The 26135-nt window shown below is 65.2% G+C and carries 28 protein-coding genes; 17 read left to right on the plus strand and 11 right to left on the minus strand.

All coding sequences use genetic code 11. From position 1 onward, the window contains the following. Nucleotides 1-90 precede the first annotated feature (90 nt). Nucleotides 91-639, minus strand: coding sequence for a hypothetical protein (locus ACYQ00_RS06990; protein ID WP_460031418.1), 549 nt, complete (start codon nt 637-639; stop codon nt 91-93). Between ACYQ00_RS06990 and ACYQ00_RS06995 the strand changes: the two genes are divergently transcribed. Further along, nucleotides 638-1777, plus strand: coding sequence for a pyridoxal phosphate-dependent aminotransferase (locus ACYQ00_RS06995; RefSeq protein WP_460031419.1), 1140 nt, complete (start codon nt 638-640; stop codon nt 1775-1777). The genes ACYQ00_RS06990 and ACYQ00_RS06995 overlap by 2 nt on opposite strands. A gap of 84 nt (nt 1778-1861) precedes the next feature. On the opposite strand, the gene ACYQ00_RS07000 is transcribed toward ACYQ00_RS06995, so the two are convergent. Continuing rightward, on the minus strand, nt 1862-3253 hold the full coding sequence (locus ACYQ00_RS07000; protein WP_460031420.1) for an MBL fold metallo-hydrolase: 1392 nt from the start codon (nt 3251-3253) through the stop codon (nt 1862-1864). A gap of 166 nt (nt 3254-3419) precedes the next feature. On the opposite strand from ACYQ00_RS07000, the gene ACYQ00_RS07005 reads away from it, so the two are divergent. Beyond that, on the plus strand, nt 3420-4886 hold the full coding sequence (locus ACYQ00_RS07005; protein WP_460031421.1) for a ferric reductase-like transmembrane domain-containing protein: 1467 nt from the start codon (nt 3420-3422) through the stop codon (nt 4884-4886). On the opposite strand, the gene ACYQ00_RS07010 is transcribed toward ACYQ00_RS07005, so the two are convergent. Continuing rightward, nucleotides 4887-5159 (minus strand): TMEM165/GDT1 family protein, encoded by a 273-nt coding sequence (locus ACYQ00_RS07010; RefSeq protein ID WP_460031422.1) that lies wholly within the window; start codon nt 5157-5159, stop codon nt 4887-4889. 173 nt (nt 5160-5332) lie between these two features. Here ACYQ00_RS07010 and ACYQ00_RS07015 point away from each other — a divergent pair, with 173 nt between their 5' ends. Continuing rightward, the gene (locus tag ACYQ00_RS07015; protein WP_460031423.1) at nt 5333-5494 is read left to right on the plus strand and encodes a hypothetical protein; all 162 of its coding nucleotides are present in this window, start codon (nt 5333-5335) and stop codon (nt 5492-5494) included. Nucleotides 5495-5497: 3 nt separating this feature from the next. Here ACYQ00_RS07015 and murJ read toward each other — a convergent pair whose 3' ends face one another. After that, nucleotides 5498-6793: a murein biosynthesis integral membrane protein MurJ gene (gene murJ / locus ACYQ00_RS07020; RefSeq protein WP_460031424.1), complete on the minus strand. Its 1296-nt coding sequence runs from the start codon at nt 6791-6793 to the stop codon at nt 5498-5500. Between the two features lie 162 nt (nt 6794-6955). Here murJ and ACYQ00_RS07025 point away from each other — a divergent pair, with 162 nt between their 5' ends. Together ACYQ00_RS07025 and ACYQ00_RS07030 are read left to right on the plus strand one after the other, a co-directional pair. After that, a complete protein-coding gene (locus tag ACYQ00_RS07025) occupies nt 6956-8035 on the plus strand; it encodes an FAD-dependent oxidoreductase (protein WP_460031425.1) in 1080 nt (359 codons plus the stop codon). 17 nt (nt 8036-8052) lie between these two features. Beyond that, a complete protein-coding gene (locus ACYQ00_RS07030) occupies nt 8053-8562 on the plus strand; it encodes a 4Fe-4S dicluster domain-containing protein (RefSeq protein WP_460031426.1) in 510 nt (169 codons plus the stop codon). 270 nt (nt 8563-8832) lie between these two features. On the opposite strand, the gene ACYQ00_RS07035 is transcribed toward ACYQ00_RS07030, so the two are convergent. Beyond that, nucleotides 8833-9228, minus strand: a complete 396-nt coding sequence (locus ACYQ00_RS07035) for a hypothetical protein (protein WP_460031427.1) — start codon at nt 9226-9228, stop codon at nt 8833-8835. Between the two features lie 168 nt (nt 9229-9396). On the opposite strand from ACYQ00_RS07035, the gene ACYQ00_RS07040 reads away from it, so the two are divergent. The 4 genes from ACYQ00_RS07040 (at nt 9397) to ACYQ00_RS07055 (ending at nt 13484) form a co-directional block, all read left to right on the plus strand. Continuing rightward, nucleotides 9397-10566: a glycosyltransferase family 4 protein gene (locus ACYQ00_RS07040; protein WP_460031428.1), complete on the plus strand. Its 1170-nt coding sequence runs from the start codon at nt 9397-9399 to the stop codon at nt 10564-10566. Nucleotides 10567-10596: 30 nt separating this feature from the next. After that, nucleotides 10597-11580: a helix-turn-helix domain-containing protein gene (locus ACYQ00_RS07045; RefSeq protein ID WP_460031429.1), complete on the plus strand. Its 984-nt coding sequence runs from the start codon at nt 10597-10599 to the stop codon at nt 11578-11580. 25 nt (nt 11581-11605) lie between these two features. After that, nucleotides 11606-12559 (plus strand): DMT family transporter, encoded by a 954-nt coding sequence (locus tag ACYQ00_RS07050; protein WP_460031430.1) that lies wholly within the window; start codon nt 11606-11608, stop codon nt 12557-12559. Nucleotides 12560-12671: 112 nt separating this feature from the next. Continuing rightward, nucleotides 12672-13484: a hypothetical protein gene (locus tag ACYQ00_RS07055; RefSeq protein WP_460031431.1), complete on the plus strand. Its 813-nt coding sequence runs from the start codon at nt 12672-12674 to the stop codon at nt 13482-13484. Between the two features lie 36 nt (nt 13485-13520). On the opposite strand, the gene ACYQ00_RS07060 is transcribed toward ACYQ00_RS07055, so the two are convergent. Together ACYQ00_RS07060 and ACYQ00_RS07065 are read right to left on the minus strand one after the other, a co-directional pair. After that, nucleotides 13521-14120, minus strand: coding sequence for a DNA-3-methyladenine glycosylase I (locus ACYQ00_RS07060; RefSeq protein ID WP_460031432.1), 600 nt, complete (start codon nt 14118-14120; stop codon nt 13521-13523). A gap of 5 nt (nt 14121-14125) precedes the next feature. Beyond that, a complete protein-coding gene (locus tag ACYQ00_RS07065) occupies nt 14126-14434 on the minus strand; it encodes an HdeA/HdeB family chaperone (protein WP_460031433.1) in 309 nt (102 codons plus the stop codon). A gap of 187 nt (nt 14435-14621) precedes the next feature. Here ACYQ00_RS07065 and ACYQ00_RS07070 point away from each other — a divergent pair, with 187 nt between their 5' ends. Next, entirely contained in the window at nt 14622-14867 is a 246-nt protein-coding gene (locus ACYQ00_RS07070) for a Nif11 family protein (RefSeq protein WP_460031434.1), read from the plus strand. Nucleotides 14868-14938: 71 nt separating this feature from the next. Here the strand turns inward: ACYQ00_RS07070 and asnS are convergent, their stop codons facing one another. The 4 genes from asnS to ACYQ00_RS07090 all read right to left on the minus strand — a co-directional run bounded on the left by asnS (nt 14939) and on the right by ACYQ00_RS07090 (nt 19591). Continuing rightward, nucleotides 14939-16321 (minus strand): asparagine--tRNA ligase, encoded by a 1383-nt coding sequence (asnS, locus tag ACYQ00_RS07075; RefSeq protein ID WP_460031435.1) that lies wholly within the window; start codon nt 16319-16321, stop codon nt 14939-14941. 21 nt (nt 16322-16342) lie between these two features. Then, nucleotides 16343-18013, minus strand: coding sequence for a GTPase HflX (hflX, locus tag ACYQ00_RS07080; protein WP_460031436.1), 1671 nt, complete (start codon nt 18011-18013; stop codon nt 16343-16345). A 233-nt stretch (nt 18014-18246) separates the two neighbouring features. Further along, a complete protein-coding gene (locus ACYQ00_RS07085) occupies nt 18247-18849 on the minus strand; it encodes an IMP cyclohydrolase (protein ID WP_460031437.1) in 603 nt (200 codons plus the stop codon). 172 nt (nt 18850-19021) lie between these two features. Continuing rightward, nucleotides 19022-19591 carry a tetratricopeptide repeat protein gene (locus ACYQ00_RS07090; RefSeq protein ID WP_460031438.1) on the minus strand — a complete coding sequence of 190 codons (570 nt, stop codon included), beginning with the start codon at nt 19589-19591 and terminating at the stop codon, nt 19022-19024. A gap of 409 nt (nt 19592-20000) precedes the next feature. On the opposite strand from ACYQ00_RS07090, the gene flgB reads away from it, so the two are divergent. From flgB to ACYQ00_RS07125, 7 genes are all read left to right on the plus strand, one after another. Next, complete coding sequence (flgB, locus tag ACYQ00_RS07095) at nt 20001-20411, plus strand: flagellar basal body rod protein FlgB (protein WP_460031439.1); 411 nt, start codon at nt 20001-20003, stop codon at nt 20409-20411. Further along, nucleotides 20412-20849 carry a flagellar basal body rod protein FlgC gene (gene flgC, locus ACYQ00_RS07100; RefSeq protein WP_460031440.1) on the plus strand — a complete coding sequence of 146 codons (438 nt, stop codon included), beginning with the start codon at nt 20412-20414 and terminating at the stop codon, nt 20847-20849. It abuts the gene before it with no gap. Between the two features lie 26 nt (nt 20850-20875). Further along, nucleotides 20876-21226 (plus strand): flagellar hook-basal body complex protein FliE, encoded by a 351-nt coding sequence (gene fliE, locus ACYQ00_RS07105; protein ID WP_460031441.1) that lies wholly within the window; start codon nt 20876-20878, stop codon nt 21224-21226. A 79-nt stretch (nt 21227-21305) separates the two neighbouring features. Continuing rightward, nucleotides 21306-22934 (plus strand): flagellar basal-body MS-ring/collar protein FliF, encoded by a 1629-nt coding sequence (fliF, locus tag ACYQ00_RS07110; protein ID WP_460031442.1) that lies wholly within the window; start codon nt 21306-21308, stop codon nt 22932-22934. Nucleotides 22935-22977: 43 nt separating this feature from the next. After that, entirely contained in the window at nt 22978-23985 is a 1008-nt protein-coding gene (gene fliG, locus ACYQ00_RS07115; RefSeq protein ID WP_460031443.1) for a flagellar motor switch protein FliG, read from the plus strand. Further along, a complete protein-coding gene (locus ACYQ00_RS07120) occupies nt 23972-24739 on the plus strand; it encodes a FliH/SctL family protein (protein WP_460031444.1) in 768 nt (255 codons plus the stop codon). The genes fliG and ACYQ00_RS07120 overlap by 14 nt, the downstream gene beginning before the upstream one ends. Before the next feature lie 2 nt (nt 24740-24741). After that, nucleotides 24742-26100, plus strand: a complete 1359-nt coding sequence (locus ACYQ00_RS07125; RefSeq protein ID WP_460031445.1) for a FliI/YscN family ATPase — start codon at nt 24742-24744, stop codon at nt 26098-26100. Nucleotides 26101-26135 lie beyond the last annotated feature (35 nt).

Here is a 26135-nt window from a genome sequence, read left to right on the forward strand (position 1 = left end):
AACCCCTGGCCATGCAGCTGATTTTACAACCAGCCAGACTGAAGGGATTGGGGCCGGTGAGGGGCGTGTTGCCTTCCGCGGCATTCTCATTTAGTTCGCTTGGGGTTTGGGCAGGCTGTTCAGCAACTGTTCAAAGCCCTGCAGCATCTGCCCGAGTCCTTGCTGCAGCGCCTGACCGGCCCGCCAGGCCAGATACTCTTCCTGACTGGGAAAACCGGCGAACATGAGATCCTGGCCCGTGGCGTTGAAGGCGCCGGAGTTTTCGATGGGCTGACAGACCAGCACGGGCAGCGGGGCCGAAGGGTCCAGGTGAAACACCGTGACCCTGGCCAGGCCGGGCAGGGCGTCCTGCCGCAGGCAGAGTTCCACATCGCTGCGGGTGCCGTTCTGGGCCGGGGCGATGGCCGCCACCGTGCCAATGACCCCACCCTGCAGTGCGACCGGCGTGCCCAGGGGCAGCCGGGATTCCTGCAACGGCACGGCAAAGCGAACCGTGGCCCGGCGATGCGTCACGGGATTGCACAGGCCGCCCGGCAGGGTGGACGTGTCTGAACAACTGGTCAGCGTGGCCGTCATCAACACCGTCAGCAGCAGACAGAGCCATGCGGCCAGTGCATGGGGACGGAAAGGGTGTTTCATGAATCAGCAACTATCATATTCCGATCCAGCCCGCCAGTCTTCCGCCACGGTGTCGCCGCATGGGCACCATGGGGGCCGCGTTTTCCAGACTGCCCGCGCCCTGGGCATTTCCCCGGACGCGCTGCTGGACGTGAGCAACAATGCCAACTCCCTGGCTGCGGACCTCACGACCGACATCCTGGCCGCCATCCGCCCGGAGCATCGTTTCTACCCGGACCCGGCCTGCGCGGCCCTGCGCGAGGCCCTGACAACCGCCGAAGGTCTGCCCTCGACGCAGATTTTGCCCGTGCACGGTTCCGCCGAGGGCATCCTGCTGGCACTTTTGGCCCGCAACCCGGCGCAGGTGTGCATTGTGGGGCCGATTTTTTCGGAATATCCTCGATGGTGCGAGGTGCTGGGCATCCCCTGGCGCCTGCATGCCCTGCGGCCGGAAACGGGCTTTGCCCTGACCGCCGAAGACCGGCAGGCCTTGCAGGCCGCGCCCGAGGGCATGGTGATCCTTTGTTCTCCGAACAATCCCGCGGGCTGCGTCATTCCGGATCTTCCCGGCCTGCTGGCTGCTCTGGCGCCGCGCGAAGTGATTGTGGATCTGGCGTACAAGGATTTTTTGCACGGCGAGCCGGCCTTTGCCGGGCATGTGCCTGCGGTGCTTCTGCAGGCCAATCCGCACACCATCTGCCTGACCAGCATGACGAAATTCTTTTTTTGCCCGGGGATTCGCCTGGGCTGCGTCCTGGCCGGGCCGGCGACCATCGCCCGGTTGGCCGCGTTGCAGCCGCCATGGAGCGTGACCCAGACGGCCCAGGACGCCGGAGTGGCTTTTCTTGATCAGCAGGACGCCTACCGTGCCCGGCTGGCGGAGTTGCGCCGGCTGCGCGAGGACTTCGCCGGGCTCCTGTGCCGCACCCCTGGTGTGGCCGAGGTGCTGCCGTCGGACGTGAATTTTCTGCTGGTCCGCCTGGATCCCGGATGCTGCGCGGCATCCCTGGCCGAGTCCCTGGCCTGTGAACAGCACATCCTTGTCCGCGTGTGCGACACCATCCCCGGGATGCCGCCGGGGTATGTGCGCCTGCAGGTCCGCACTGCCGAGGAAAACGCCCGCGTCGCCCAGGCCCTGGCCATCTGCGCCAGCAAATAATTCCTCCTCACCCCCGCCATAAAAATTTATGGAAGGGGGATACGGTGGGAAACCGTTCTTCAGAACGGTTTCCCACCGATTTTCTTACGCATTCTCCAGCCTGCAGCCCAGGGCCATGCAGGCGGCCATGGAGCCGAGGCAGTTTTCCACCGGGCCGATGTGGGCCTTCTGGAGCAGGGACGCGGCAATAACAGCGCGGCGGCCGCTGCCGCAGAAGCAGGTCACGGGCCGGTCCGTGGGCAGGCTGGCCAGCTTGGCCTCCAGGTCGCCCAGGTAGATGGGCGTGGCGCCGGGAAGCAGGCCCCTGGCCCATTCGCCCTCATTGCGCACGTCCAGGAGGGTGAAATCCTCGTTGGCGTCGATGCGCCGCACCAGCTCGTCCACATGGACTGCGGGCAGGCTTTCATAGGAAAACCCGGCGGTTTCCCAGGCCGGGAGCCCGCCGGCGAGGAAGCAGGTCACGTTGTCGTAGCCCATGCGGTACAGCTGGGCCACGGCTTCGTCGGCCTGGGCCAGCTCGTCGATGACCAGGCCGATTTCCTTGTCATAGTTCAGAAAATAGCCGCAGTAGGCGCTGAGCATGTCCATCGGAAAGCAGAGTGAGCCGGGGAGATGCGCGCCGCCGAAGGCCTCGGGGCTGCGGATGTCCACCACCTGCATGCCGGCGGTTTTCTTTTCCATAAAGGCCTTGGCCGATAGCGGGGCAGGCTGGGGCAGGGCGGCAAAGTCCGGGGCGTTGCCGCCGAGGTTGTACTCCTCCATCTTGCTGAAGTATTTTGGCTTATGATGGATTTCCGCCATCTTGAACTGGATGAAGGCTTCCTTGTCCGGAAGCTGGAGCAGGGGGTTGCAGCGGCGCTCGTGGCCGATGGTGGAGAATTCGCGCTCGGACAGCGACGCGCCGCAGACAGAGCCGGCGCCGTGAGCGGGATAGACGATGGTCTGATCGCCCAAGGCGAGAAGTTTGTTGTGGATGCTCTCGTAGATGTTGGTGGCGGTTTCGCGTTCGCGGCCTGGGAAGAAATCCGTACGGCCGACATCGCCAATGAACAGGCAGTCTCCGGTGAACACGGCCACGGCCGTGGTGGCGCCTTTGTCCCCGGCGCTGTGGTCGTACAGCGCCACGGAAATGGACTCAAAGGTATGCCCCGGCGTTTCCAGGATTTTTGCCTCCAGGCTGCCAAAGCGGAAGCTGTCGCCCTCGCGCACGGCCTGGCCAAAGGCAAAGGGCAGCTGCCGGCCGTGGCAGCAGACCGCACCCGTGCGGCGGGAAAGCGCCGCGCCGCCGCTGCAGATGTCTTCATTGCGGTGGGTTTCGAAAATGTGGGTGATGACCGCACCATGCGCGCGGGCGATATCCTGATAGATTTGGCAGTCGCGCCGGGGGTCTACCACGCCGGCCTTGCCGCCATGTCCAAAGATATAGGAAATGTGGGCCAGACCGGGCGATCTGACGGGAACGACAAACATGGACATGCGCTGGTCCTCCCTGAGGTTCGGCCCTGCCGGGGTGCAGGGAGGCACGCTCGGCAGGGACCGGTGAGAATTGGCTTCATTGTATCGTGATTCACCAATTCTGCAAGCGGGAATCTACGGCGAAAACAGGCTTGCCTTGAGACGCCCGGCCTGTCACAAGCAGAGCATGAAGCACCCTGCACTCTCGGCGCATATCACGTGGATGCGGCAGCTGGCCCGCCGCCAATGGTGGATGGGGAGACTCTGGATCGGCCTGGGGCTGCTGCTGCTCCTGTGGGCGAATGTCGGCTGGGTGCTGACCCGGCTGGAGCATTTCGCCGCCCCCACGGCCATCACCATCACCGGGGATATTGCCAACTGGTGCGCCTTCAACGGCATCGTGCTTTTTCTGGCCATGTGCTGGATGGGCAGCCGCAACCCCTGGCTGGAGCGTGCGCTGGGCCTGGACGTGCTGCTGTTGACCCATCGCCGGCTGGCCATGGTGGTGCTGGCCTGCTTCACGGGGCACGCGCTGTTGCGGTCCTGGTCCATCTCCATGGGGCTGGGCGTGGGGTACGATCTGACGCTGCTGTACCGCATGCAACTCTCGGAATGGCCCCTGACCCTGGGGCGGATCGTGTTTTTTGCCATGCTGGTCTGCGCAGCCCTGGCCTATGCCGGGCAGGCCCTGGGCTGGCTGCGGTTCCGATACTGGAAGCAGCCGCATCTGCTGTTCTATGCGTTGTTTCCCCTGGGCATGCTGCATGGTCTGCTCTGGGGGGATGACATGGGGAAGCGTCCGTTGGTGGAATTATGGTGGACGCTGATGGCGTTGTTCCTTGTGGATTGCCTGCTGCGGTGGCGCTACATGCGGCGGATCCGGCCGCGGTTGCGTTGGACGCTTGCCGAAATACGCCGGGAGACCGCGAACACGGCCACGGTATGCTTCAGCCCGGAGGCTTCCGAGGCCCTGGCGCAGGGCCTGTCCACCCGCCGGCCCGGCCAGTTCGGCGTGCTGCGCGTGGCCGACCCTGTGCCCCTGCCCGGCATGAACGAACCCCACCCCTTCACGTTTTCCGGATCGGCCTCCTCGCCGGCCCGGCCCCTGCAATGCACCATCAAGGAGGCCGGAGAGTTCACCCGCACCGTGGCCACTCTGCCCGTGGGCACGAGTTTTGTGGTGGAAGGGCCGTACGGCCGGTTTCTGGACGACGTCTGGACGCACAACCGCCTGGCCCTCCTGGCGGGCGGGGTGGGGATAACGCCTTTTCTGAGCCTTGTGCGCAGCTGGGCCGAGCGTGACGAGGCCCTGCCTGCGGTGCTCTTCTGGTCCAACGGCAGGCGGGCGGATGTGTTTGCCGTGGAGGAACTGGCCGGCCTGTGCCGGCGTTTGCCACTGACCGTGGTCCACTGCCTTTCCCGTGAGCCGCGCGGGGAGGTCGAGGCCCTGCCCGTTGCGCCCGGTCTGCACTGGCATGCCGGACGGCTGGACGCCACGGTGCTCTCGCGCTGGTTGTGCGGAGACGAGGGGGGCGACGCCTGGGGCTGCTACGCCTGTGGCCCGGAGCCCTGGCTGGCTGGCGCTTTGGCAGGCCTGCACCAGGGCTGTGGCATTGCCCCCGGCCGGGTGCGGCGGGAGCATTTCTTCTGGTGATTACATCTTGTCGAAATACATCAGCACCCCAATGACCACAAAGCCCACCGAGGCCACCTTTCGGATGATGTCGGGATCGATGTATTTGCAGAGCACGCTGGCGAAGATGACGCCCAGCAAACTGACCAGCACCAGGGCCAGGGAGGCACCGATGAACACGGCCCAGGGCTTCTGGCTCTTGGCGGTCAAGAGCACGCAGGCCAGCTGCGTCTTGTCTCCCAGTTCGGCCACAAAGAGCGTGGCAAAGGCTGTGGCGGCAAGTTTCCAATCCATGATGTGCAACTCCATGCAGGCCAGGCTCCCGCGCCTGGGTCAGGAAATGGTGGGCGGCCAGATCATACTGTCATCAAGATGCCATGGACTTTCCATGGTGCTGTCGAATTCATATGCCAAGGTCGCCGCCGTGCGGGATAGCCTGTTTTCCCGTAAAAGCAAAGGAGCGCGCCATGGCCGAGCTGCTGCAGGACGACGAGAACGTGTTTTCCATTGAGGAATGGAACCGGCTGATGCAGGAAATTTCCCGGGCCGACAGGCACTGGACCGTGTGGAGCGACGAGGAGGAACCAGTGGTCGCCTCGGACTTCGATCGTCTGCCGTCGGAGCACTGAGACTCATTGCCCGGCCAGCACAGCCCGGCGGCAGGCCAGCAGGGAATAGGCGTACACCAGGGCCGTGGCCAGGGCGATGCCGGGTACGCCCAGCCAGTGCATGAGCAGCGCGTTGCCCGCCACATTCACCAGCACATTGCCCACGGCCAGCAGGGAGAGCACCCCATTGCGTCCGCTGGCAGCCAGGTAGCGGGAATAGGCCCAGGTCGCCCAGCTCAGGGGCATCTGGAGCATGGCGCAGGCTTGTACCTGGGCCACCAGCACGGTTTCCGGTCCGGTCATGGCGCCGCCTTCGAACACCAACCGGGCCACGGGCAGGGAGAGCGCCACCCCGATGCCGGACACGGCCGCGCCGCTCCAAAGCAGCCGGCGGGCCCAGCGCTGGCACAGGGCCAGGGCCCCGGCGGTCTCTCCCCGGCCGAGCCGTTCGGCATAAAAGGGAAAAATGGCTGTGGCCACGGCCATGCCGCCCAGGCTGATGGCCAGGGTCGGCAGCTTGCTGCCATAATTGAGCACAGAGACCGCACCCGGGCCGAGCATGGCGGCCATGGTCCGGTCCACAATCTGCGCCGAGGCCACCGCGGCCATGCCTGGGGCCATGGCCCAGGTCTGCCGGAAGAGGCGGCCCAGCCCTTGCCTCGTTGCGGTCTCCAGTCCGCCCAGCCGCCAGCGCCAGCCCCGGCTCCAGAGCAGTGCCACGGCGGCCGCCACCTCCAGCATTGCCCCGGCCAGGGTTCCGGCGGCCAGCAGATGCACATCATCCAGCGCCCCCGTGGCCAGGCCGCCAAGCAGCAGCACCAGCACCGTGCCCAGGGGCACCATGCCCGGGGCCAGGCCACTGCCGAAAAACTGTTTGTCTGCCTGCAGGGCGCCGTGCACCGCCCCGGCCAGCAGTCCGGTGCACCACAGGGGGCTCAGCCAGTGGGTCAGCCGCAGCACGGTGCGCGGGTCGGCCTCGGGTATCATCTGGTGCAGAAGCCAGGGCAAGGTGACCAGACTGGCCAGCCACAGCCCCACGCCCAGGGCGGCCGCGCCCAGGAGGGCCCAGCTGAGAATGCCATTGCGTTCCCGCTGGCTGGGAGCCTTGGCCAGCACGGGCACGATGGAAGAATGCAGGGACAACGAGATGATGCTCGACCCCATGGTGGCCACGACCATGGCCAGCAGATAGGCGTCCAGCGCCGCCGAGGCCCCGAAGAGCCGCGAGACGAGCATTTCCCGCCCCAGCCCCAGCACGGCCACGCTGGCGGAAGCCAGTCCGGCGGCCAGGGCGGCGCGACCTATGGACAATGGGGGCATGCGCACTCCTGCATGAGGAGCTACCTAGCAGAGTTCGCGTCGGGCAGACAGTCCTGAATCGTGCCCCTCGACCCACATCCCCCTGTGCAGGATTCTGGACTTGCGCCGCGGAACGCGTATTTTTACGGTCACAGCCGCATCAGTTTTTTCAGGGAGAGAGTTATGTCCGATGCCATGCATTTTGCGTTTGTCCGCCCCGAGCCCCTGCCGCCCAACGGCCGGGCCGTGGCCATCGTCGGCGGCGGGCCCTCGGGCCTGGCCGCGGCGGGCTACCTGGCCAGCCTGGGCTATCAGGTGGACGTGTACGACAAGCTGCCCAAGGCCGGCGGTCTGATGACCTTCGGCATTCCTTCCCAGCGCATCCCGCCCGGTCGCATCCAGGCCGGCGTGCTGGAGCTGGAGCGTCACTATGGCGTCAATTTTCATCTGCAGACCAAAATCTGCTGCTCCGCCCCCCTGCACGAGGAGGAGGGGGATCATTTCTCCTGCGATATTCGTGGGATGGGTGAGCTGGTGGAAGATCATGACGCCGTGATCATCTGCACGGGCTCCTGGAAGTCCCGCACCCTGAACATCCCCGGCGAGCAGCTGCCCGGCGTGTACACCAGCCTGCAGTTTCTCTTCCCCATCCGCGCCGCGGGCTACGGCAAGCCGGGCGTCACCGCCCCGGCCGTGCAGGGGCAGGATGTGGTGGTGATCGGCGCGGGGCATTCGGCCGTGGATGTGGCCCACAGCGCCCTCCGGCTGGAGGCCCGCAGCGTGACCATGTGCTATCGCAAAACCCGCCGGGACGCCCCGTGCGGGCTCTATGAAATCGAACAGCTGGAAGCCGCCGGCGTGCGCTTTCTCGAGCGGCACACTCCCCTGCGCTTTGAGGGCGAGGAGGGCCTGACCGGATTGGCCTGCCGGGTGGAGGGCCAGCCGGATCCGGTGACCCTCCCGGCCCAGGCTGCGGTCACGGCCATCGGCGAGATCCCGTCTCCCCCCTTTGCCCGGGAGCTGGGCCTGGAGAACGTCCGCAAGGGTGACGTCAAATGGCTGAACATGACGGCCATTGAGAACGTTTTTGTTGCCGGGGATGTCCTCACCGGACCAAGCAAGATCGGCAAGGCCATAGAAAGCGGGCTCAAGGCCGCGCGGTCCCTGGCCAACTGGCTGGACCTCAAGGCCCAGTCCCGGCAGGCCGAGTTTCAGGACGAGGAACGTGTCCCCCGGCCCGCGCCCCGCACCTCTCCTCATTAACCCAGCAGGATGACTCCATGAGCGATTCCCCCGCCGGAAAAGTCCTGTATGTGGACTATTCCATCTGCATTGGCTGTGAGACCTGCGAGACGGTCTGCAGCTTTCTGCATGACGCCCCCCGCATACATATGACGCGCACCCGCGACGGCGTACTGGTGCCGCTGTATTGCCGGCATTGCGAAAAGGCCCACTGCATCCGCGCCTGCCCTCGCGGCTCCCTGGCCCGGGATCGCGACGGCGCCGTGGTGCTGCAGCCCATGCTCTGCCGAGGATGTGAATCCCGCGAATGCACCCAGAGCTGCCCCTATGCGGCCATGGTGCTGACAAACAAGGGCGTGGCCGTGCGCAAGTGCGACATGTGCGCCGAGCGTCGGGCCATCGGCCTGGGGCCGGCCTGCGCGGCCATGTGCCCCACCGGGGCCATCCACTTTCTGGACCGCTGCGACCTCCCGGCCTGCGAGACCGAGGCCGCCAGGGACGCCGAAAAACGCGTCCTGGCGCACCTGCGCCCCTCGGCGAACAAGTGAGAAAGCAAGGGGAAAAAGCAGGAAAGAGGAAGAGAGAAGAGGGACGGGGGAGCTGAGTTCCCCCGGACCCCCTCCAGGTGAGTCTGATGCCTGAGCGCTAGTGTTGCGTTCTCTAAAATGATCCATACAGAATAGACGCAACACTGGGCCGCAGGCACAGCGGCCCCGGAGCAGCATGCTCCGTGAGTCAGCCGAAATCCGCGCAGTTCGGCTGACGATCTTCCACGAAATCTGATGACATTCTTATCACCTTATTTCGTGGACATCACACTAGTGGCAGCCGCAGTCGTCGCCGTGGTGATGATGGTGCTCGTCGGTCTCGCCGTGCAGGAACATGTCGCACAGCTCGCGCTTGACTTGCCGCTGGTTGACGTTGAACAAAAAGCGCAGGAACGTCAGGAAGTCGGCCATGCCGGCTTCGGAGGCCAGATCGTACCCGGGCACCATGGCAAAGCGGTTCAGCTCGTCGAGCAGCTGCGCGCGCACGGTGTCGTCCTTCTGGATCAGCTCTTCCACCAGCGCATAGCGGCCGTGCTTGTCGATGACCTGGGCAAAGTAGGCCTTCATGCGCAGCATGTTGATGGGGTAGAGTTTTTCCTGGAATTTCAGGTAGCTGATGGGGCCGTCCATGGCCATGGTCTGGTCGAAATCATAAATGACGATCATGATCGTTCCTCAGGCTGATGTGGATGTCACGGCCGGCTGGCTAGCGCGGCCGCGCATGCGGCAAGGTGCCATCCCCCGGCGACGGGGTCAAGCTGCGGACAATTCGGGCAAGCCGCCGCAGGACGCGACTGCCCGGGGAGCAGACGGGATCATGACAAGGCGAGCGTCATGAAGTGGTGTTTCATCATCCAGTCTTTGGGAGCAGGCGGGGCCGAGCGCTGCGCCGCAACGCTGGCGGACTATTGGACGGCCTCGGGGCAGGACGTCACCCTTGCCACCTGGGCCGACGCCCGCAGCGATTTTTATTCCCTGCCCCCGGCCGTGCGCCGCGTGGCCCTGGGGCTGGACCGGCCCAGCGCCGGCGGACTGCAGGCCATCGGCAGCAATCTCCAACGGGTCCGCGCCCTGCGCCGGGTGCTGGTGCGGGAGCGTCCGGAGGTAGCCCTGGCCTTCATGCCTGTGAGCAACTGTCTGCTGGCCCTGGCGGCGGCGGGGCTGCCCCTGCTGGCCCTGGGGTCCGAACAATGCCATCCGCCGCGGCTGCCCCTGGGGCGGCTTTGGGAGCTGGCCAGGGCGCGGCTGTATGGCCGTCTGGACGCCGTGGCCTGTCTGACCCAAGACAGCGCGGACTGGGTGCTGCGGCATACGACCGCCCGGCGCGCGCCGGTCATCCCCAATCCCGTGGCCTGGCCCCTGCCGCGTCTGGAGCCTGTGGTGGACGTGCCGGCAGACGCGCACCATCCCCGCCTGCTGCTGGCCGTGGGACGTCTGGCGGAACAGAAGGGCTTTGACCGCTTGCTGGAGGCCTTTTCCAGGCTGGCCGGCCCACCTTCCGGATCTCCCAATAGTCCAGAATTCCAGGCGTTCCACGACTGGCGACTGGTCATTCTGGGCGAGGGGCCAGAGCGGACGGCCCTGGAGGCGCAGCGCGACCGGCTTGGGCTGGGCGACCGGGTCAGCCTGCCGGGAGTGGTCGGGAACCTGGGCGATTGGTACGCTGCGGCGGATCTGTACGTCATGACGTCCCGGTTCGAGGGATTCGGCAACACGCTGGCCGAGGCCCTGGCCCACGGGCTGCCGGCGGTGGCGGTGGATTGCGAGACCGGGCCGCGCGATATCCTGCGCCACGAGCTGGACGGGCTGCTGGTCCCGCAGGACGATCCCGACGCGTTGGCCTCCGCCCTGGGCCGGCTGATGGCCGATGCTCCCCTGCGCAGGCGCTTTGGCGCGCAGGCGATGGCCGCGCGGGAACGCTTCGGCCTGCCGGCAGTGGCCTCGCAGTGGGAGGCCCTGGTGGCCGCGACTGCCGGGCAGGATCGCTCTTCACCCCGGACTTGACGAAGCCCACGGTTCAGCGGACAACACCCCATGCGCGACAGAGGATTCGAAAGCCCCTCCGCCCGATCGCCCCGGCCACATCAGAGCGAATTCTGGCGTGATCCAAGCCTGCCGTATCTGGTGGATGCCCGGTCCACGCATCTGGCCGTGGATCCTTTCCACCTGCACACCCATGACAGCTGGCTGGTTTCCCTGGTGGAAGCCGGCGGCACCCGGGCCCGCCTGCGGGACACGGTGCACGAGATCCGGGCTGGCGTGGTGGTGGTGGTGCCGCCGGGCGAGCCGCACGCCTGCAACCCTTCGCCGGGCGATATTCTCCAGTACAAAAGCCTCTTTCTGCATGCCGGCTGGCTGCACTGCCTGCACGCCGGCGCCGGCCCTGCCCTTCTGGAAGGGCCGGCTGCAGAGGCGGTGCGCCGGGCGCTGACCGCGGCCTATCACATTTTCCGCGGGCCAGGGGAACGCCTGGAAAAGGATGAGGCCTTTCAGGACCTGCTGGCTGCCCTCGGGCGTGTCTGGCCGGCCGGCCCGGTGTCGGCATCCTCCACCACGGAGGCGGCAGGGGATTCCCGGCACCCGTTCCGGCTGGTCCGCGTGGTGCAGGAATGCCTGCTGTCGCACCTGGGCCGGGTGGTCACCCTGGAGGAACTGGCCACCGCGGCGGGCACCAGTCCGCATCAGCTCTTGCGGACCTTCCGGCGTCAGGTGGGGCTCTCCCCGCACGCCTGGCAGATGCAGCGGCGTATCGAGCAGGCCAAAACCTTCCTGGCGGCCGGCCTGCCTCCGGCGGAGGTGGCCCTGGAGACGGGATTTTCCGATCAAAGCCATTTCCACCGCGTCTTCAAGCGATATGTCGGCGCCACGCCCGGCCAGTATCAGGCCGGGGTACCGACCGGAGTACCGACCGGAGTGCCGGCCGGAGTGCCGGCCAATATGTCTGCCGGTATGTCTGCCGGGGCCTCCGGCAATCCGTGCAAAATCGTCCAATCCCTGCCCCCCCGTCCTCTGGCATAGCCTGCGGGCAATGCAAGGAGGACCTATGCGTACATCTGGACTGGCCTGGATTGCCCTGGCCCTGGCTGTGGTATTCTGGGGATTGAGCTTCGTGGGCAGCAAGGTGGCCCTGGGCCTGAACGGTGGCGGTGGCCTGCCTCCCCTGACGCTGCTGGCCATCCGCTTTTGCCTTGGCGCGCTGGTATTCGGGCCGGCGGTGTTCCGCATGGGCTGCCGCCGCTGGCCATTGCGGTTGCATCTGCGGATGCTGGCCATGGCCGCCTGCCTGCCCGGCGCGTACTTCGTGCTGGAAATCTACGCCGTGACCATGACCACCGCTGCCAAGGCGGCGCTCATCGCGGCCTGCATCCCGGTCACGGTGCTGCTCATCGGGGCCTGGGTGCGCGGGGAGCGGCCTGGCTGGCGGCTCGGCTGCGGCGCCCTGGCGGCCCTGGCCGGGGTGGGGCTGCTTGTGGCCGGGGAGGACGGCCTGGCCGGCCTGGCCGGGGGCCTGAATCCTGGCGACGGGCTGATGCTCCTGGCCGTGCTGGCTGCGGCCGGGTACATGCTGATGGCCGATGGCCTGGGCCGCGAGTTGGGCGTGCAGGCCGTGACGGCTTGGCAAATGGTCTGGGGGGCGGTGTTTTTTCTGCCTATTGGGCTCTGGCAGGGGGCGGATCTGGCCTGGGGTTCCGTCTCGGCGGATGCCTGGCTGGCCACCGCGTGCCTGGCGCTCTTCCCGACCCTGACCGCCTTTTTTGCCTACAATTACGCCCTGTCGCGGCTGGGCGCGGGCACGGCCTCCCTGGGCATCAACCTCGTGCCCCTGGTGGCGGCCCTGGGAGCCTGGGCCGTGCTGGGCGAGGCCATGACCGCCCGCCAGGGCCTGGGCGGCGCAGCCATTCTCCTGGGCGTGTTCCTGGCCACCACCTCGCCAACGTCGAATACACCGGAGCCCGGCGCATCGGGGGCGGATGAATCCCTGTGTGAGGGGAGATGATTTCCGCGTGGCGATGCGGTAGAGCAGGGCAGGATCTGTTCACCTTTTGCCCGCAGGAGTCCCCGCCATGCGTCGCCCTGTTGTGAGAGCTGCGAGAATTGTAAGAGCTGCGATGATTGTGATGGGTATGATGCTTGCCGTCATGCTCTTCGCCGTCAGTCCGGTCCGGGCCCAGAATGCCGTCCAGGAAGCCTCCATGGGCCCGTTCACCCTGCGGGAAACGCCGCTGCCGGAGGTCGAGGGGCTCGTCTCCCTGAGCCTGGACTACAAGGGCGCAACGCTGCCGCTCGAAGAGGAAATCATGGCTGGCGCAGTGGCCGAAGCCGTCACGCAGGAGAATCTGCCAGGGGCCGGCTGCCGGACGCTGGTGGTCCCGGCCTTTACCGGCGGCGCGCACTGCTGCAGCATCACCTACCTGGCCATGCAGTGCCAGGGGCAGGATCTGCTCTTCAGCGTCGGCCTGGGCCATGGCTCGGAAGCGGAATTTCAGGATCTGAATGGCGACGGCACGCAGGAACTGCTCATTCAGGACTGGAGTTTTGCCTACTATGGGCCGGAAGGGACGGATTTGAGTCTGTCCTTTGCCGAGAGCCTGCCTTTTCCGCGGGTATTCGTGTTTACGGGCAATGCCTGGCGGGCGGACCGGCCCGGCGAGTTCCCTGCCTATTATCAGGCCTTGCGCACGGAAAATGAGCAGGAGTTCACCACGGCGGATGCCGGCGCGGCCATTGCCTGGACGGCCATGGCCCTCATGGAAGGCCGGCCGGAACAGGAAGTGGCTCCCGCCCTGGGCACAAGGCTGCCCAAGGACTGGCGCCGCGCCACGCCGCGAGTGCTGGAGGACCTGAAGGCCGCCCTGGCCGGCAGCGGGGAGCTGTGCACGGCCCTGCCGCTCGTGCCCCAGCCGCAGCCCTCGCAACAGTGACACGGCAGGGCGGATCGGCAGGTCTTTTGTCCGATTCTAGCTGGCCTGATTCGAGCCGGCCTGGACCTCGGCCCAACGGAAGCAGGACTCCAGATGATCGTTGACCACGCCCGTAGCCTGGAGATGGGCATAGACCGTGGTTGGTCCCAGAAAGGCGAAGCCGCGGGCTTTCAGATCCTTGGCCACGGCGTCGGCCAGGGGCGTTTTTGCCGGGATCTGGCCCAGCTCCTGCCACCGGTTGACCACGGGCCGACCATCCACGAAATTCCAGAAATACGCCGCCACGCTGCCCCGCTCGGCCTGGAGTGCCAGGAAGGCCCGGGCGTTCCGGATGGCGGCGGCGATTTTCTGGCGGTGGCGGACGATGCCCGGATCGGCCAGCAGACGGGCCTGATCGGCCTCGCCGAAGCGGGCGACCTGTTCCGGGTCAAAGCCGGCGAAGGCGCGGCGGAACTGTTCGCGCTTGCGCAGGATGGTCAGCCAGGAGAGGCCGGCCTGGAAGCTCTCCAGCACCAGAAACTCGAAGATGGCCCGGTCGTCGTGCAGGGGCAGGCCCCATTCGGCGTCATGGTAGGCCAGTTCCTCCGGGCTCTTCAGGCACCAGCCGCAGCGGGGGCGGGCATCGGGAATCTCCATGCCCATTACTGGCCTTCGATGGCGTCCATGACGTCGTCCAGGGCGTCCAGCACGCGGCGTTTGGGGTTCTTGCCGCAGATGGTCCCCACGAGGTTGCCGAGCTGCTCCCAGCTGTCGGGGTCAAAGGTGGTGGAACCGTACACGCCGGAATAGTAGCCATCCACCCAGACCAGGATGATGCCGATTTCCTCTTCGGGCATGCGCAGGAGTTCGCGGCAGGTGAGGGTCTGGATGTCCGCGGCGGCGTGGGCGGCCGGCGCCTGTGCGACGAAGAGCAGCAGGGCCAGGGCGAGCGTGGCGAGGAACGGGCGCATGGATTTCCCCCAGGGCTGGCGTGCGGTCGGGCGGCTGCGAGACCGTGTCATTGTGTACTGCAGAGGTGATGATTCTGTCCAGCCATGGGCACAGCGGTTGCGTCCCCCTGAAAAAGCACTATGCTACGCCGAGCGCCAATCACCATCACTCCCCTTGCCGGACAAGGGGTTGCAAGGGAGCACCCACATGGCCATGGATAATGTGCGCAAGCTGATGAAAGCCATCCGCAGCGACGAAGCCCTCAAGCTGGAGCTGGCCAAGGCTCCGGATCAGGCCGCGCGGGAGGAGATTCTGCGCCAGCGGGACATGCATTTCACCCACGACGAGTTCGACGCCATCATCGACCATCTCCACGTCCAGTGCCAGACGCACGAGGAGGCCGAGCGCTTCCACCAGTTCCGCCTGTGGTGGGATTTTTTGCGGCGGACGTGACCTGCTACTTTCTCCCCTCGTTTCCACTGGAGGGGGCGCGGGGGAACTCAGTTCCCCCGCACGGCTCTTTCCTAAAACTCCACATTCCCCGGCGTTCTGGGGTAGGCGATGACGTCGCGGATGTTCGGGATGCCCGTGACGAACATGAGCAGGCGCTCGAAGCCCAGGCCAAAGCCGGCATGGGGCGCGGTGCCGAACTGACGCAGTTCCAGGTACCACCAGTAGGGCGCCGGGTCGATACCCTGGGCCTGCATGCGGGCGAGCAGCACGTCGTGGCGCTCCTCGCGCTGGCTGCCGCCGATGAGCTCGCCCACGGTGGGCACCAGCAAATCCATGGCCGCCACGGTCTCGCCGCCATTGTCGGCATCGTTGACGCGCATATAGAACGGCTTGATGGTACTGGGATAATTGCACAGGAAGACAGGCTTGCCGAAGGTTTTCTCGGCCAGGAAGCGTTCGTGTTCGGTCTGCAGGTCCGTGCCAAAGGCCACGGGATACTGGAAGGCCTCGCCGGCGTCGCGGGCTTTTTGGAGCAGCTGCACGGCCTCGCGGTACTCCAGGCGGGCAAAGGGCTCGTCGGCCACGCGGGTCAGGCGGGTCAGGCAATCCTTGTCCACCCACTGATTGAAGAGGGCCAGGTCGGCCTCGCAGTGGTCCAGCAGATGCCGGGCCACGTGTTTGACGAAGGCCTCGGCCAGATCCATATTCGCGGCGAGGTCGAAGAAGGCCATCTCCGGCTCGATCATCCAGAATTCCGCGGCGTGCCGGGCGGTGTTGGAGTTTTCCGCCCGGAAAGTCGGCCCGAAGGTGTAGACCTTGCCCAGGGCCATGGCCAGGGGCTCGGCCTCCAGCTGGCCGGAGACGGTCAGATAGGCCTCGCGGCCGAAGAAATCCGCTGCCACGTCATCCTTGCTGCCGCGGGGCAGGGCGGTGACGCGGAACAGTTCGCCCGCGCCCTCGCAGTCGGACCCGGTCAGGATGGGTGTGTGCACGTGGACAAAGCCCTGGGTGCGGAAAAACTCGTGCACCGCAAAGCTGGCCTCGGAGCGGAGGCGGAAGAGCGCGCCAAACTTGTTCGTGCGCGGCCGCAGGTGGGCGATGCTGCGCAGGAACTCGTCGGAGTGCCGTTTTTTCTGCAGCGGGTAGTCCTCCGGAGCCGGGCCGATCAGTTCCAGGGACGCGGCCTTGAGCTCCCAGCGTTGCCCCTTGGCCGGGGAAGCCACCAGTTCGCCGGTCAGGGCCACGGCCGCGCCGGTCAGGATCTCCTTGAGCCGCTCCGCCCCGGGCACGGTCTCGTCCACCACGCATTGCAGGTTGGCCAGGCAGGAGCCGTCGTTGATTTCCAGAAAGGAAAAGCCCTTGGCGTCGCGCCGGGTGCGGACCCAGCCACGGACCAGGACGGAGGAGAGGGGGGATTCGCCGGCAAGCAGCGTCTTGATGGAGGGCGTGTGCATGAGGGTGCCTTGATGGAATGATCAGTCTTGGGGGAAAATGGATTCATCCGGCAGCAGGTCCGGATCCTCTTCCGAAAGGTCGTCTTCCGCCATTTCCGCCGTCTCCTTCGGGTCAAGCGGATTGCGCACGTCGCGCTCCCAGTCGATGCGGCGGACGATCTCGCGGCTCAGGTCGTCCAGGCCCTGGCCGGCCTTGGCCGCGATGGGCACGGCGTCGGGAAAGCGAAACCGCAGGGCGGCGCGGGCTTCTTCGTCCAGCATGTCCCACTTGTTCAGCACCAGCAGCCGGGGGGTGTCCTGCAGCTGCATCTCGCGCAGGATGTCCTCCACAGCCTGATTGTGCAGATCCAGTTCCGGGTGCGAGGCGTCGGCCACGTGCAGGAGCAGGTCCGCGCTCTCCAGCTCTTCCAGGGTGGCGCGGAAGGCTTCCTTGAGTTCCTCGGGCAGGTGGCGGATGAAACCCACCGTGTCCGTCAGGATGAGCTCGCGCTCCTCGGGCACGCGCAGGCGGCGGGTGGTGGGATCCAGGGTGGCGAAGAGCTTGTTCTCGGCCAGCACGGTGGCCTGGGTCAGGGCATTGAGCAGGGTGGACTTGCCGGCATTGGTGTAGCCCACCAGGGCGGCCACGGGCACGCCGGCCCGGGCCCGGCGGCGGCGGGCCGCGGCGCGATGGCGGCGGAGCTCTTCCAGCTGCTTTTTGAGCCGGGTCTCGCGGTCGCGGATTTTGCGGCGGTCCATCTCCAGCTTCTGCTCGCCCGGGCCGCGGCCGCCGATGCCGCCGGCCAGGCGGGAAAGGGCCTTGTTCTTGCCCACCAGCCGGGGCAGGGTGTAGCGCAGCTGGGCCAGCTCCACCTGCAGCTTGCCGGCGCGGCTGGTGGCGTGCTGGGCAAAGATATCCAGGATGAGCATGGTCCGGTCCAGGACCTTGCGCTCCGTGGCGTCGGCCAGATTGGAAAGCTGGGAGGGCGAAAGATTGCCGGCAAAGAGCACCAAGCCGGCCCCGGCCTGCAGGGCCAGGGTCTCCAGCTCGGCCAGTTTCTCCTTGCTGAGGATGGTGGCGCTGTTCAGGCTGTGCACGCGCTGGAGCATCCGGCCGGCCGGGACCACACCGGCTGTCTCGGCCAGGGCCTCCAGCTCGTCCAGCTCCAGTTCCTGCACCCCCTTGGGCGCGGTGGAGACGCTGACCAGCACAGCCCGGGCCGCCTCGCTGCTCCCGGCCGTCGGCGCGGTGGCGGGACGTCGGGATTCCGACGGTGTCGGTGCCAGCCGGGCCCACTCGTCTTCCAGGGCCTGGGCCAGCTCCGAAAAATCCACCTCCACATGATCCCAGGCCAGGGCGTCATGGACCTGATAGGTCGGCTGCTCGACCTGCTCCTCGGGCTCTTCCTCGCGCTTCGGGGGAGTCGGGGCCACGGGCAGGAGATTGGCGTACTGCAACCGCCGCGGTTCGCCCTGCTCATCCACGGTGAGCACGGCCAGGGAGTCCAGCCGCAGAAAGAGCATGTCCATGAGGTCTTCGCGGGAGAGCAGATCCGGCGTCAGGTGGGTGTGGACCAGCCGGAGGCCGCGCAGACGCCCGGCACCCAGGCGGGCGCGGGGCAGTTCGGGAATGTAAATGGAACCCGGCTCACCCACGATGACCATCTGGGGTCGGCCCTGTCGGTCGATGAGCAGGCCCAGCTGCCGGCCCACGCCGCGGGACAGGATGGCCAGCTCCCGGGCCTGTTCCGGGGTGTAGCCGCCCTGGTTGGGGTAGCGGCGGGTGTACAGCCGCGAAAGGGCCTTCTGCTGGCTGGGCTTCAGACCCTGAAGATTGCCTTGCAGTTTGGAGGCGATGGCGGGGCTCCTGGGAAAAAGGGACGGGGAGTCGAAAAAAACCGCGCCGTCCGGAAAAGCCCTGCGGCTCCGGACGGCGCGCAGGGAAACTAGGCGACGTCAGGATTGGCGAAATAGTCCGCAATCATGGTGTCATAGGCCGAGGTGGCGCGGAAGGTCTTGGAAGCCATGACCCGGCGCAGGGCCAGACTCACCTGGCCGGCATTGGCTTCCAGCTCGTGCATGATGGCCGGGTAGTCCGCCGGGTCCGGAGCCACGAGCATGGAATGGAAATTCTTGGCCGCCGCCCGCAACAGGGTGGGGCCGCCGATGTCCACCTGCTCCACGGCGTCCTTGAGGGCCTGTCCCTCGCGCACGGCCTGGGCAAAGTTGTACAGGTTCACGCAAATGCAGTCGAAGGGCAGGATGTGCAGCTCGCCCAGGGTCTTCAGATGCTCTGGATTGTCCTTGTCCGCCAGCACGCCGGCGTGGATGTGCGGATGCAGGGTTTTGACCCGGCCGCCCAGAATCTCAGGGAACCCGGTCACCTGACTCACAGGCACCACAGGCAGACCCGCATCGGACAGGGTCTTCCACGTTCCGCCGGTGGAAACCAGTTCCACGCCCTGCGCATGCAGGAAGGTGGCGAATTCCACCAGCCCGGATTTGTCGGACACGCTCAGCAGCGCGCGTTTGATCGGCAGCAGCTCCATGACCTCTCCTCACGAAAGGGTGTTTCCCTGGCCCACTGCCACAGTTCCGCCCTGCAGGCAAGCCGTGGCAGGACGCTGCAGCACGTTTCCCGGCCACCGCGCCAGCAGGCGGCCGGGAAACGTACGCATGGGGAGGGGAGAGATCGAGGCGATCCGGCGCGTCGGAACGCAGCTAGGAAGCCAGGGCGAGATGTTCGTACAGTTCGCGTGCGGCGCTGTTGCCGGGTTCGCGGGCCATGATGACTTCCAGATGCCGGCCGGCGTCGGCGGTGCGGCCCAGGGTGGTCAGGCAACCAGCCAGGGCAAAGCGGACGTCGGTCTTCAAAGGATTCACAGCCAGGAAATTTTCCAGATGCGGCGTCACGTCAGCCAGACGGTTGAGCACGTAGCCCGCCTGGATGATGCCGAACACGGCAACCATGTTCTCGGGATTGAGTGTCAGCGCCTTGTCAAAGCGGGCAAAGGCTTCGTCATGCTGCCCGTTTTCCATGGCGATGAGCCCGATGCCGGCCTCGGCCTTGTCATTGGGGCCGATGGAGGCAGCCTTGTTGTAGTGGTTCAGCGCCACTGGCAGGTCGCCGCGCTGCACGGCAATGGTGGCCAGACCCATGTAGGGGTCCGGATGGACGCCGTTGGAGCTGGCCGCCTTGCAGTAATACTCTTCGGCTTTGTCCAGGTCGCCCATGAACAGGTAGCACTCGCCCAATTCCTTGTTGATTTCGTACTCGAGATGATCGCTCATGACTCCCCTCCGGCGGGGTGGTTTGATTTCCACTTTGAACACGGGCTCTCCCAGGACATGCCAACTGTCATGGCGAGAGACTTTGTTACAAACCGGGGCCGGGGGGCAGAAACTGCCTGCCCGTGCCGGCGCTGAGAGTTAAGCAACACCCGTGCCAACACGGGGGCAGTTCACGCCCGCCGCAGTCCCCCCACCGCCCTGGCCTCCCGGCCCCCCAAAAAGCGCCAACTCTGCGACGATATTCAGACACTTCACTTTTTCAGCTGCGGAGGGTTGAAAATTAATCTTTTTATTTTAGCTGGTTGCGTATAGTTTTGAAAATGGAACGCCCCTTGCAATGTGCCCGGCGTCGCCTTTCGATCACAGGCCACAACAAGAACGGCCATCGCAGCGTTTAAGGAGTATTGCAATGCGTAGTTTGTTTCCCCTGCATGCCGAGCTGGTTGGCAAAGTGATGGACATGCGCATGGAGCGTCAGAATGTCGTCATGGCCAACCTCGCCAACCTTCGCACCCCTGGTTACAAGTCCATGACCCTCGAATTCGAGGAGGACCTGCAAGCGGCCCTCAACCGCGACCCCAAGGGCAAGCTGGCCCGCACCAGCGGGGAGCATCTGGCCCGCAAGTTCGACCCCAACACCTTCCAGGACACCTACGTCAAGGAGTTCCAACCGCATGTGGTGCATGGCGGCGACCGCGTGGACCTGGACAAGGAAATGGCTGTGATGAGCAAGAACAACATGATGTACAACGCGCTCGCCACAGTGCTCAAGAAGCACTTCGAGGGCATGAAGACCGTCATTCAGGAAGGGAGCAAGTAAATGGACTTCATGACTGCATTTGATATTGGCGCTTCCGCGCTCTCTGCAGAGCGCACGCACATGAATATCATCGCCATGAACCTGGCCAACGCCAAAACCACCCGCACGCCCGGTGGCGGACCCTATCAGCGCCGCAGCATCACCCTGGCGGCCACCCCGGTGCAGTCGCCCTTTGCCAAGGCCATGGAGAATGCCCTGGACCGCGAGCTCAAGGGCGTCCGCGTCATGGATATCGCCAAGGACAGCCGCGCCTTCAAGCGGGTGTACGAACCCGGCCATCCTGACGCCGATGGCGAAGGCTACGTCAATTACCCCGACATCAATGTGGTGGAAGAAATGACCAACCTTATGACCGTCTCCCGGTCTTACGAGGCCAACACCACCTCCATCGAAACCGCCAAGAGCATGTTCCAGAAGGCTCTCGCCCTGGGACAGTAACCCCCGACTCTTGAAGGAGAACGACCATGGCTATCAACAAACTTGCCATCGACGCGTACCAGAGCGCACTGAACGAAGGCCTCAAGCTGCGTCAGGATGTGAACAAGTCCGGCTTTTCGCAGCAGGATCATGAGCAGTCCAGCACCACGTCCGGCCAGGGCTCCTTTGCCGAGACCGTGAGCAAGGCGCTGGGTGACGTCAACCAGATGCAGCTGGACAAGAATTCCCTCATCGAGGCTTTTGCCTCCGGGGAAAACGAAAACGTGCACGAGCTGATGATTTCCTTGCAGAAGGCCGGGCTGGCCATGAGCATGACCACGGCCGTGCGCGGCAAGGTGCTTGAAGCATACCGCGAGCTGTCTCGATTGAGCTTCTAGCCGGCGCACCTGCTGCCTGGATTGCAACCAGTTTACTTCATTCTTAATACCGGCTTCATTCGCCTGATCGGGAGAAACCATGGCCAACGTGCTTGCCACCACCATCGAACGGTTCAAGGGATTCTGGGGCAGAACCAACCTGACCCAACGCGTCTTTCTGGCCGGCCTGGCCGTGGCGGTGGTCGCGGCGTTCATCTTCATGCTCGCGGTGCTCAACCAGCCGAACATGAAGGTGCTCTACAGCCAGCTGGCTCCCGAAGACGCCAACCGCGTTGTGGAAATCCTCAAGGCGGACAAGGTCAAATACGAACTGGCGGACAACGGCGCCACCGTGCTGGTGCCCGAGGCCCTGGTGTACGATCTGCGGCTCAAGATTGCCGGCGAAGGGGCCATGGTCGGGCAGGGCGTGGGCTTTGAAATCTTCGATGAACTCAAGATGGGTCAGACGGACTTTGTCCAGAAGATCAACTATCAGCGGGCCTTGCAAGGCGAGTTGTCCCGCACCATCATGGAGTTCCCGGAAATCGAAAAGGCTCGCGTGCACCTGGTCATTCCTAAAAAGAGCCTCTTTATTGAAGAGGAAGCCAAGCCCTCGGCCTCCATTGTCCTGCAAGTCCGCGATGGCAAGAAGCTGGAGCAGAAGCAGGTGCAGTCCGTGGTCAACCTCGTGGCCATGGCTGTGGAAGGTCTGGACAAGGAAAAAATCACCGTCACGGATACGCGCGGCCAGCCTCTGTATGCCCCCAGCGGCGAAGGCACCCTCGAAGGCCTGACCACCACCCAGCTCAACTACAAGCAGACCCTGGAACGCTCCTACGAACGCCGCATCGAAGAAATGCTGGCGCCGGTGGTGGGCTCGGGCAAGGTCATTGCCAAGGTCAACGCGGATCTGGACTTTTCCCAGCGCACGGTGCGCAAGGAGCTCTGGGATCCGGAAAAGGCCGTGGTGCGCAGCGAACAGCGCAGTGAGGAAAGCACCAACGGCCGGGCCAACACTGAATCCGGCATCCCCGAAGCCAATTTCCGTGGCGATGGCGTGGCCGGCGCAGTCTCCACCCAGGCCTCCAACCGGGAAACCCGGACCACCAACTACGAAATCAACAAGGAAGAGCAGAACATCGTGGCCCCCGTGGGCGAGCTCAACCGGTTGACCGTGGCCGTCATTGTGGACGGGTTGTATGAAAAGGCCGAAGGTGCGGAAGAATTTACCTATGTGCCGCGTTCCGCGGAAGAGATGCAGCGCTTCCAGGAGCTGGTGCGCAGTGCGGTGGGCTATGATTCCGCCCGGGGCGACTCGGTGCAGGTGAACGACATTTCCTTCGGTGGTCCCGAAGTCGAGGAAAAGCCCTCCTTTACCAAGATGGCCTTTGATTTGATCTTGCGCAACATGAAGACTATCCTTAGCTTCGTGGCGCTGGTGGTCTTCGTGATGGTGGTGGTGCGGCCGGTCATCCTGGCCCTCATCCGCCCCAGCGTCACGGGCGAAGCCGTGGAAGGCCTGGAAGGCCTGCCCGAAGGCGAACAGCGTCTGGCCCTCATGGAAGGCGACTCCGAAGAGCTGGAAGCCATGGACGCCATGCGCAAGATCGAAGACATCAAGGCCCATGTCATGCAACTGACGGAGCAGAACATGGAACAGGCGGTGGGCATCCTGCGCTCCTGGGTCAAGGATCTTCAGGAACAACCCGCCCACGCCCGCGCCGCCTAACCCTGCCCCCGCGTTTACGCCTTAGCCAAAGGAAGTTGTGACCATGCCTCCCGAACAGCGCCTCAAGGGCCCGACCAAGACCGCCATCCTCCTGCTCGCCATGGGGGACAAGTTCACCACCGAGATCTTCAAGCGCATGGACCGCCACGAGATCTCCGCAATCTCCAAAGCCATGGTGGAACTGAACACCGTGCCCAAGGAGCAGGTGGAAGAAGTGGTTCGCGAGTATCACCGGGCCCTCATCGTCGGGCAGGAGATGATCACCGGGGGTGAAGACGCCGTCAAGCGCATGCTGGCCAAGGCCCTGGACCCCGACACGGCCAAGTACATCATGGATCATCTGAATCTGGATCACGGCCCCGTGCCCTTCCGCGAGCTGGAGAACGTCTCCCCGCGCATCCTGGCCCAGATTCTGCGCAACGAGCATCCGCAAACCCTGGCGCTTATTCTGGGGCATCTGCCCTCGGAACAGGCAGCCCAGCTGCTGAGCAACCTGCCTGCGGGCGTGCGGCCGGAAATCCTCATGCGCCTGGCCCGGCTGGAGGCTGTGCCCGAGGAAATGCTGGTGGAGGTGGACAAGGTGCTGCAAGCCCAGCTCATCGCCATGGGTGGCAAGGAAGGCAAGAAGGTCGGCGGCGTCGGCGCGGTGGCCGAAATCCTCAACGCCGTGGACCGTGCCACGGAAGAGGAAGTCCTCTCGGAAATCGAAGAGGAAAGCGCCCAGATGGCCGAGGAAATCCGCAACCTCATGTTCGTCTTCGAAGACATCAGAGGCCTGGACGACCGCCATATCCGCGAACTGCTCAAGGAAATCTCCAACGAGGACCTCACCCTGGCCCTCAAGGGCGCCTCCGACGACCTGCAGCAGAAGTTCTTCAGCAACCTCTCGGAACGCGCTGCCTCCATGATCCGGGAAGACCTGGAAATCATGGGCCCGGTCCGGCTCTCCGATGTGGAAGGCGCGCAGCAGAACGTGGTCAAGACGGTGCGCCGCCTGGAAGTGGAAAACCGCATTCAGATCAGCAGGGGGTCTGGCGATGTCTTTGTCTAGTAGCGCAGAATCCTTGCAATACGGTAAAGTCATCCTCAACGACGGCCGCGCCCTCTCGGGTGGCTTTCTGGAGGAGTCGGCCGAGCGCAGGGCTGTCCTCAGTGCCGAGGAAGAAGCCGACTACATGGCCGCGGTCAAGACCCGTGCCCAGGAAATGGCCGCCCAGCTGCTCCGCCAGGCGCAGGCCGAAGCCCAGGCCCTGCGCGAGCAGGCCAGGGAGGAAGGCTACCAGGAAGGTCTGGAGAAGGCCCGCGAAGAGCTGGCCGAGGCCCACGCCGCCATGGTGGATTCCCTGGCCCAGGCCCTGGCCGCCGTGCGGCAGGGCTGCCTGGAAATCTTCGCCGCCTGCAGGGAGGATCTGCTCCTGCTCCTCAGGGCCAGTGTGGAAAAGGTCCTGGCCACGGAACTGGCCCATGACCGCAATGTCGTGCTGGCCGCTTATCTGGACGAAGCCCTGGAGCGGCTGGACGGCCTGGCCGGCCTCACCGTGGTTGTGCATCCGGATGATGAACCCCTGATGGCCAACATCCTGGAAATTGCCCGCCCGCGCTACCCTGACCTCACAGCCTGGCGCATCCGCACCGACGAGCATCTGGCCCAGGGCAGCATTGTGGTGGAAAGCGGCCAGGGCATGGTGCACAACACCGTGGAAGCCAGGCTCCAGGCGGTGTCCCGGGTGCTGGAAGGGCTGACCCTGCCCGCCACCGAGCGGGAAGAACTCCTGATGCAGGAACAACAGGAAGAAGAGGCCTAGCCATGGATGCGGCCGCCTGTCTTGACGAACTTTCGGAACTGGACCCCTGCCTGAGCTATGGCAAGGTCACCAAGGTGGTGGGCATGATCGTGGAGGGCCGCGGCGTGCGCGCGCCTCTTGGCTCGGTCTGTCACCTCATTCCCGAAAGCCAGCGCGGCCGTGGCGATGCCTCCTGCCAGGCCGGGCACATTGCCGCCGAGGTGGTGGGTTTTCGCGACGGCGCCGTGCTTTTCATGCCCTACGGCGACATGCGCGGCATCAAGCCCGGCACGTTGATCCAGAACTCCTCCATGCCTCCGAACTTTCCCGTGGGGGATGAGCTGCTGGGCCGGGCCGTGGACGCCTTCGGCGCGCCGCTGGACGCCGCCCCTCCGCCAGGAAGAGCCTTCTGCTCCCCCATGCACACCGGCCACCATCGGCCCATCTTTGCCTCCCCGCCCAATCCTCTCTCCCGGCCGCGTATCAGCGAGCCGCTGGATGTGGGCGTGCGGGCCATCAACAGCCTGCTGACCCTGGGCAAAGGGCAGCGTGTGGGCATCATGGCCGGCTCGGGGGTGGGCAAGTCCACCCTGATGGGCATGATGGCCCGCTATACCAAGGCCGACGTCAACGTCATCGGCCTCATTGGTGAACGCGGCCGCGAAGTGCTGGAATTCATGGAAAAAGATCTCGGTCCCGAGGGGATGGCCCGTTCCTGCCTGGTGGTGGCCACCTCGGACCAGAGCCCCCTGGTGCGCCTGCGCGCGGCCTACGCCGCCACGGCCCTGGCCGAGCATTTCCGCGATCAGGGCAAGGACGTGCTGCTGATGATGGACTCCGTGACCCGCTTTGCCATGGCTGCCCGGGAAATCGGTCTGGCCGTGGGCGAACCGCCCACCACCAAGGGCTACACGCCCTCGGTTTTTGCCCAGCTGCCCAAGCTCCTGGAACGCGCCGGCCGCAACAGCAAGGGCACCATCACCGGCATTTACACCGTGCTGGTGGACGGGGACGACTTCAACGAACCCATCGCCGACGCCGTGCGTTCCATCCTGGACGGCCACCTGGTGCTCACCCGTGAACTGGCCGACCAGGGCCACTACCCCTGCATCGACATCCTCAAGTCCATCTCGCGTCTGAAATCCGACATCATCGCGCCGGAACTCAATGCCGCCGGCCAGACCATCCTCAGGCACATGGCGACCTACAAGCGGGTGGAAGACATGGTCAACATCGGGGCCTACACCCCCGGCGCCAATGCGGACATCGACAAGGCCCTGCAGATGATCGGCCCCATCCGGCAGTTCCTGCAGCAGCCCGTGGCCGAGCAAAGCCCCATCGACCCGAGCTTCGAGAGCCTGAAGGCCCTTGCTGCGCAGTGATCCGGCCGGGGTGTGCCGAGAGGTGACTATGTGTC

The sequence above is a fragment of the Megalodesulfovibrio paquesii genome (genome assembly GCF_054653055.1).

Coding starts and splice junctions, on each gene's coding strand:
- ACYQ00_RS06995 (WP_460031419.1), top strand. CDS start 638: ATGAATCAGCAACTATCATATTCCGATCCAGCCCGCCAGTCTTCCGCC.
- ACYQ00_RS06990 (WP_460031418.1), bottom strand. CDS start 639: ATGAAACACCCTTTCCGTCCCCATGCACTGGCCGCATGGCTCTGTCTG.
- ACYQ00_RS07000 (WP_460031420.1), bottom strand. CDS start 3,253: ATGTCCATGTTTGTCGTTCCCGTCAGATCGCCCGGTCTGGCCCACATT.
- ACYQ00_RS07005 (WP_460031421.1), top strand. CDS start 3,420: ATGAAGCACCCTGCACTCTCGGCGCATATCACGTGGATGCGGCAGCTG.
- ACYQ00_RS07010 (WP_460031422.1), bottom strand. CDS start 5,159: ATGGATTGGAAACTTGCCGCCACAGCCTTTGCCACGCTCTTTGTGGCC.
- ACYQ00_RS07015 (WP_460031423.1), top strand. CDS start 5,333: ATGGCCGAGCTGCTGCAGGACGACGAGAACGTGTTTTCCATTGAGGAA.
- murJ (WP_460031424.1), bottom strand. CDS start 6,793: ATGCCCCCATTGTCCATAGGTCGCGCCGCCCTGGCCGCCGGACTGGCT.
- ACYQ00_RS07025 (WP_460031425.1), top strand. CDS start 6,956: ATGTCCGATGCCATGCATTTTGCGTTTGTCCGCCCCGAGCCCCTGCCG.
- ACYQ00_RS07030 (WP_460031426.1), top strand. CDS start 8,053: ATGAGCGATTCCCCCGCCGGAAAAGTCCTGTATGTGGACTATTCCATC.
- ACYQ00_RS07035 (WP_460031427.1), bottom strand. CDS start 9,228: ATGATCGTCATTTATGATTTCGACCAGACCATGGCCATGGACGGCCCC.
- ACYQ00_RS07040 (WP_460031428.1), top strand. CDS start 9,397: ATGAAGTGGTGTTTCATCATCCAGTCTTTGGGAGCAGGCGGGGCCGAG.
- ACYQ00_RS07045 (WP_460031429.1), top strand. CDS start 10,597: ATGCGCGACAGAGGATTCGAAAGCCCCTCCGCCCGATCGCCCCGGCCA.
- ACYQ00_RS07050 (WP_460031430.1), top strand. CDS start 11,606: ATGCGTACATCTGGACTGGCCTGGATTGCCCTGGCCCTGGCTGTGGTA.
- ACYQ00_RS07055 (WP_460031431.1), top strand. CDS start 12,672: ATGATTGTGATGGGTATGATGCTTGCCGTCATGCTCTTCGCCGTCAGT.
- ACYQ00_RS07060 (WP_460031432.1), bottom strand. CDS start 14,120: ATGGAGATTCCCGATGCCCGCCCCCGCTGCGGCTGGTGCCTGAAGAGC.
- ACYQ00_RS07065 (WP_460031433.1), bottom strand. CDS start 14,434: ATGCGCCCGTTCCTCGCCACGCTCGCCCTGGCCCTGCTGCTCTTCGTC.
- ACYQ00_RS07070 (WP_460031434.1), top strand. CDS start 14,622: ATGGCCATGGATAATGTGCGCAAGCTGATGAAAGCCATCCGCAGCGAC.
- asnS (WP_460031435.1), bottom strand. CDS start 16,321: ATGCACACGCCCTCCATCAAGACGCTGCTTGCCGGCGAATCCCCCCTC.
- ACYQ00_RS07085 (WP_460031437.1), bottom strand. CDS start 18,849: ATGGAGCTGCTGCCGATCAAACGCGCGCTGCTGAGCGTGTCCGACAAA.
- ACYQ00_RS07090 (WP_460031438.1), bottom strand. CDS start 19,591: ATGAGCGATCATCTCGAGTACGAAATCAACAAGGAATTGGGCGAGTGC.
- flgB (WP_460031439.1), top strand. CDS start 20,001: ATGCGTAGTTTGTTTCCCCTGCATGCCGAGCTGGTTGGCAAAGTGATG.
- flgC (WP_460031440.1), top strand. CDS start 20,412: ATGGACTTCATGACTGCATTTGATATTGGCGCTTCCGCGCTCTCTGCA.
- fliE (WP_460031441.1), top strand. CDS start 20,876: ATGGCTATCAACAAACTTGCCATCGACGCGTACCAGAGCGCACTGAAC.
- fliF (WP_460031442.1), top strand. CDS start 21,306: ATGGCCAACGTGCTTGCCACCACCATCGAACGGTTCAAGGGATTCTGG.
- fliG (WP_460031443.1), top strand. CDS start 22,978: ATGCCTCCCGAACAGCGCCTCAAGGGCCCGACCAAGACCGCCATCCTC.
- ACYQ00_RS07120 (WP_460031444.1), top strand. CDS start 23,972: ATGTCTTTGTCTAGTAGCGCAGAATCCTTGCAATACGGTAAAGTCATC.
- ACYQ00_RS07125 (WP_460031445.1), top strand. CDS start 24,742: ATGGATGCGGCCGCCTGTCTTGACGAACTTTCGGAACTGGACCCCTGC.